At 62.3% G+C, this 1269-nt stretch carries 2 protein-coding genes; both read left to right on the top strand.

The window, feature by feature from the left end; translation table 11 throughout:
• The coding region (locus ACH107_RS32920; protein WP_412509796.1) for a hypothetical protein at window positions 1-366 on the top strand (366 nt) is incomplete at its 5' end.
• Window positions 367-927: 561 nt separating this feature from the next.
• The gene (locus ACH107_RS32915) at window positions 928-1188 is read left to right on the top strand and encodes a hypothetical protein (RefSeq protein ID WP_412509795.1); all 261 of its coding nucleotides are present in this window, start codon (window positions 928-930) and stop codon (window positions 1186-1188) included.
• Window positions 1189-1269 lie beyond the last annotated feature (81 nt).

Raw genomic sequence — 1269 nt, 5'->3', positions numbered from 1 at the left:
GAGCGGGCGGCCGCCGGCGCGGCCCGCGACCGGCTGCAGGCGAGGCTCGCCCCGGAGGCCGATGGCTCGGACGCACCCGAGGTCGAGCTGCAATACTCCCTGTCGGACGTCTGGTCGGTCCGGATCTTCGTCGCGCTGTGCCGCAAGCACGGCATCCGCCCCTACCGCTATCCGCGCCAGCGGCGCACGACCGTGATGGTCCGGGTACAACAAGCCAGTTTCGATCAGACGGTGGCCGCCGAATTTCGCACCCTGCACAATGAGCTTACCGCCTATTTCAACGCGACCGTCGAGCACCTGATCGCGGACGCCATGAAATCGGACGGCAGCGACGAGACGCTGGAGCAGCGCCAGCTGCCCGGGTGACCACGGCACCATTGCGTCCAAACCGGGGACGGGTTTGGTCAGCCCTGAAATCAGGATCGGACCGTCCGTTTCGTGATGCTGGAGTGGGCCTCCGGGACCGGCGGTCCTACATCGCGACGCCCCTCCGGTCCCTTGTCGCAAAGGGGGCGGCCAATCCCTCTGAGGCCACCCCACGATGACGGCTTGCAACCATCGCGCGCATGTCCGACAGTCTCGAGGAGGTTTATAGCGGTTTTTCGAGAATTCCATGAAGATTTCCACCATCCTCGACCACATCGACACCGGGCACATGGCGCTGCCCGAATTTCAGCGCGGCTACGTACGCTGAAGACCGGCGACGTCAAGGTGGCCCGATCTAGGGCCGCCGAAGTCAAAGTCCGCTACGAAGAACTGGTCCGCACGGTCCGGCCCCGGGGACCTCGCGGCGCGTCAGCAGGTTTTTTCGAAATCGGGATCATGACTGGCAGCGGTTGGCGGATTCCGTGATAGCGCGTAAGTTGTCTTGAGAATGGCCCCGGCTGGCGTGAGTTTGCCGGGTTTTATTTTGAAGGGAGTTGTTAGATGGCGAAGGTATTCGGCCTGTTCAGGAATGCAGTGTTCCTCGGCTGGTTCAGTGTCGCGCTGGCGTCGACTACGCTCGCTGCCGGTGTCTGGGCCTTTCAGATGACTACGACGATCGCGGTGATGAGTGCGAAAGCTGCTTCCACGGCGGTAGCGCACCGTAAGCAGCTGGCGAAGGCCGTCGCAAAGGCCAAGGCGAAGGCTCGTCTACAGAGGGCCGTCGTCGCCGTTCCTATCGCAGGTGTGTGCGTCTTCAGATAATTTGGGACATCAGAGCGTGCTTTCGTTTGGAGGCTCTGGCTCATCCTTGATTGAGTTTACGCGTTTTCAGTTTGGTGGCGC

It is taken from the genome of Roseovarius halophilus (ex Wu et al. 2025) (assembly GCF_047086965.1).
Note: the sequence above shows the minus strand (reverse complement) of the source record. Positions and strands in the feature narration are given on the sequence as shown.